Origin of the sequence: uncultured Methanobrevibacter sp., assembly GCF_937906425.1 — an archaeon.
Classification (GTDB): Archaea; Methanobacteriota; Methanobacteria; order Methanobacteriales; family Methanobacteriaceae; genus Methanobrevibacter.
In genome coordinates this window covers 1-4,237 of sequence record NZ_CALCYR010000054.1, presented here as the reverse complement: position 1 = coordinate 4,237, position 4,237 = coordinate 1, and the positions used below count along the sequence as shown (strand labels likewise).

Annotated in this window: 3 protein-coding genes; 2 read left to right on the top strand and 1 reads right to left on the bottom strand. The window is 28.5% G+C overall.

The annotated features are described in order from the left end of the window. Window positions 1-120: 120 nt before the first annotated feature. Entirely contained in the window at window positions 121-1,614 is a 1,494-nt protein-coding gene (locus Q0138_RS01560; RefSeq protein WP_297979986.1) for a TrkH family potassium uptake protein, read from the bottom strand. A gap of 552 nt (window positions 1,615-2,166) precedes the next feature. Between Q0138_RS01560 and Q0138_RS01555 the strand changes: the two genes are divergently transcribed. Further along, window positions 2,167-3,450 (top strand): UPF0104 family protein, encoded by a 1,284-nt coding sequence (locus Q0138_RS01555; protein ID WP_297979984.1) that lies wholly within the window; start codon window positions 2,167-2,169, stop codon window positions 3,448-3,450. Window positions 3,451-3,743: 293 nt separating this feature from the next. Then, complete coding sequence (locus Q0138_RS01550) at window positions 3,744-3,953, top strand: hypothetical protein (protein ID WP_297979982.1); 210 nt, start codon at window positions 3,744-3,746, stop codon at window positions 3,951-3,953. Window positions 3,954-4,237 lie beyond the last annotated feature (284 nt).

Sequence of the window (4,237 nt, the reverse complement as noted above, 5' to 3'; positions counted from 1 at the left end):
AAATCCTATTTTTTTAAATGGGAATTCTAATTTTTATATGCTTATTTAAAACTTAAATCCTATTTTTTTAAATACATGTTTGAGAGGTCATATGTGGTGGTGTTGATTTTTCTTTTTTTTTTAATCAGTTTCTTGTTTTCTGTTTCTTCTTTTATTTTTTATGTTCTTGATTTCTTTTTTAGGTGTAATGACTTCAAGGAATGTTCTAATGACAACTAAGACAGGTATGATTTCAAGTCTGCCTATCCACATGAGGAATATTAATGTAAGTTTTACAATGGAAGGCAATCCTCCATAGACTATTCCTGTACTTAATCCATTGTTGCTTTGTACTGAAATTACATCGAAAAGTGCGGTGAATGGATCAAATCCATAAAGGGTCATTATAAACCAACCGAATACTAAAAATATCATGAATAATGCAACGTATGCAGATGCTTCCTTAATTTCCCTTTCATTAATTCTTTTTCCAGAAATTCTGGTTGTAACCACTCTTCCCTCTGGGGAAATGAGGTTTGTAATGGATAGGTTCAATCCTTTCAATATTGTAAGTATCCTAATGAGTTTTAAACCACCTACTGTGGATCCGGATGAACCTCCAATAAGCATTAAAACCATTAATACAACCAGTGATGATCCGTTCCAGAATGCCAATTCGTCTGGAGGGACAATATTTGCACCTGTTGTTGTGATTGCAGAAACAACTGTAAATATTCCTTCAATTGGAACTACATTATTGGTTAAAAGTATCAATATGCTTCCGATTGTTATTGCAAGAATCAGCATTTGGAATTGAATATCCTTAATTAAGGCTTTTCCCTTTGTTTTTACAATTCCATAATGGATTGTAAAGCTTGTAGCACCTAAAATCATCAGGGCTATTGCTATGATATAGACCAAATCATTATGGTAGAAACCGATATTTGCATTTTTAATGCTCATTCCGCCTGTGGATATTGTTGTAAATGTTAGGTTTATAGCATCAAAAATAGGCAATCCTGCAATGATAAATAGGAGTATTCCTACAGCGGTATAAATTAAATAAATCTGTAAAGCCTTTCTCAATGTATTGGCAATGTTAGGTTTGATCTTTTCTTCCCTAGCTTCTGACTTGTATAGTCTGGAAGCTGCAGTGCCTGCTCGAATCAGGATTCCAATGAAAATAATAACGATTCCCAATCCGCCAATCCATTGTTCCAAACTTCTTAAAAATAGAATTGATTTTGGTAAAACTTCAACGTTTACGAAAAATGTCATTCCACTTCCTGTCCATGCTGACATGTTTTCAAAAAGAGCATCGATAAAGTGGATATCTAAAGAAAGAGCCATGACTGTGGCTCCTAATAGTGAAGCCCACATCCATGCAAAGGATGATATTACCATTCCATGCTTTAATCTTAGCTTAGTGTAATTTTCGAATTTTTTTACAAAAAGGGTACCAAAACCATAGGAAATTGCACATGGAATAATAACAGCAGCTATATTGATGTACTCTCCATAAATTAATGCGACAAGAATTGGCGCCAGCAGTAGGATTCCTAATCCTTGCATTATGTATCCACTATAATGGAGTATAACATACAAATCTGCTCTAGTAATATATTTCCTTTTCATACAAATATTCATTTATTTTTTAAATATTTAAATATATGCTTTAAATTGATTCTGAGGTTTTTGTTTGAAATTTGACTTTAAAATTCACTTTGGATTTTTAAGTTTTTAGGTGGTTTCAATCTTTTTGCATTGCTTTTTCATGGGTTTGGAGTGTATTTTTGCGTCTTTTTTAATATTATTTTATTTTATTCGGAATTTTGATTGTAAGTTTAATATTTAGTCATTTCTTTTCATGATTTTTTTAGTATTTTTTTATATTTTTGTCATATGATCTGCTTTGATTTTTTTTGATTTGCTAGCAGAAAAAAATCTATAATTTTAAATAAAATTAATTAAATAATTATTATAAAATGTAATATATTTTTTATATGCATTATTTTATTAAATCTTATAACGAAAAATATTTTAGATTTTATTTTTTAAAAATAATTTTCATATTTATTTTTAAAAAAATAATTTTTATGCTTAATTATTTTTAATTATGGTTTTTAAAAATAATTATTGTGTTTTGTTATTTTTAATTATTATTTTAAAAAATTATTAGTTGATAAAATGAAAAATAAGAAAGTTTTGATCTTTTTAGCATTTGGTTTAGTTATAATGGCTATAATGCTATATTTCATCGGTATTGATGAAGTATTGGCTGCCTTAGCTGTTTCTAATCTATGGTTTGTGCTTTTGGCTATTATTATGCAAGTCTTTACTTATTATCTATACACCTTACGTTGGCAAATTATTAATAAGACTGCCGATATGTCTTTTGGAATCTTAAAGTTGCTTTCTATTGTTATGATAAGTTTAGCTGTAAATAACTTAACTCCTAGTGGTAGGGGTGGAGGAGAGCCAGTCAGAGCTTATATTTTATCAAAAGAGTCTAAATATCCATTTGAAGATACCTTTGCAACTGTTGTTGCTGATAGAACAATGGATACTTTTCCATTTGTAATACTGGCTATTTTTACAATTATTGGAATAATATTCAGTTTTTCTTTGGATAGTGCATTGATTGTTTTTTTAGTCTTATGTGTTGTTGCCATTTTAATTCTTGTAGTGATTTTAATTTATATGTGCATTAATGAGAAGTTTGGCGTTAAGATAACCAATTTCATTCTTAAAATCCTTAGGAGATTCTATAAAAAGAATACAATTGAATCTGAAAAAAGAGCTGTTGATGCAGTATTTGGATTCCAAAGAACTATGGGTGCTTTGCTTAAGGATAAGAAAGTATTGTATTATGCTCTTCCATTATCCTTTGTGATTTGGCTTTTTGAAATTTTAAGGGTTTATTTTGTATTTTTAGCTTTCGGTGCTAATGTAAATCCTATACTCATTGGGGAAGTCTTTATTTTAGCCTCTCTTGTAGGTATGATTCCATTGTTGCCTGGCGGTTTAGGCGCTGTTGATGGCATGATGATTTTATTATATTCAGGGGCTGGAATTACAGCAAGTATTAGTGCGGCTGCCACTGTTATTGAAAGATTGATTTCATATTGGATGACTACAATTATTGGATTGTTGTTTCTTCCATTTTATGGAGCTTCAGTATTGGACACATCTGTTGATAAGATTACAGAAGTGGGGAGTAAAATGGATGAATTGGATGAATCCAAATTGTTGGACCATTCCATTTATGAGATGGAAGGTTTGGATATTGATCTTGAAGCTTTAAATAATTTTATACAATCCAAAGAAGAGTCTGAATTGCCTATTGGAGAAACTGAAGTTTCTGAATTAAATGAAGAAGATTCTGTAGATTTTGAATTAAATGAAGAAGATTCTGCAGATTCTGAATTAAATGAAGAATCAGATGAGGAATATGAAATTGTAAAAGAATAATTTTTAATTATTTTTTTCTTTTTTACTCTTTTTTACTTATTTTAGAGTTTTATTTTTTTCTTTATTTATTCATTATTCTTTTTTTATTTAATTTAATTAATTAAATTAATAAATTAATTTATCAAATGTCTTTTAATTAAAATTGAACTTAAAATTTTTTACTTAAATCCCTAATTTTGTTTTATCTCATTCAAATAATTTTATTGCTATGAAATCTCATTTTTATTAAAATTTTTATTATTTGTGATTAAATAGAAAACTTTATTTTAATAATACAATAAAAGGAGGAAATATTGTTATTACTTTTAATGCACCAAAAGAAACTCAATCAGTATATTTCAATTTGCCTAAACAATTTAAAGACATACATAAAACAGACTACAATCAAAATGAACATTTATGTACATGGAAAATTCCTAAAATTACAGGAGGTAGTGAAAATACCTTGGATGTTATATTCACTTTGCAAGTTAATAAACCAAGTATATGCAGAAGAGAATTAGGTCCTTTAGTAATGTCATTTGAAATTCCTAATTATAATGTAAGTCATATGCAAATTAAAGAGCTCAAAGTAATGTCTAGTGATCCAAAAAATACTGCACAAAGGTGGGTTAGAGTTTTCACAAAGGCTAAATCTTTTGTTACGAGAATTTCATAAATATATATTTTATTTTATTAAATTTAATATACGTATATTAATGAAATATTATTTAAATTTATTAGAATAATTAGATAATCAAATGGGGATTGGGGATTGGGGATTGGGGATTGGGGATTGGGGATTGGG

Coding starts and splice junctions, on each gene's coding strand:
- Q0138_RS01560 (WP_297979986.1), bottom strand. CDS start 1,614: ATGAAAAGGAAATATATTACTAGAGCAGATTTGTATGTTATACTCCAT.
- Q0138_RS01555 (WP_297979984.1), top strand. CDS start 2,167: ATGAAAAATAAGAAAGTTTTGATCTTTTTAGCATTTGGTTTAGTTATA.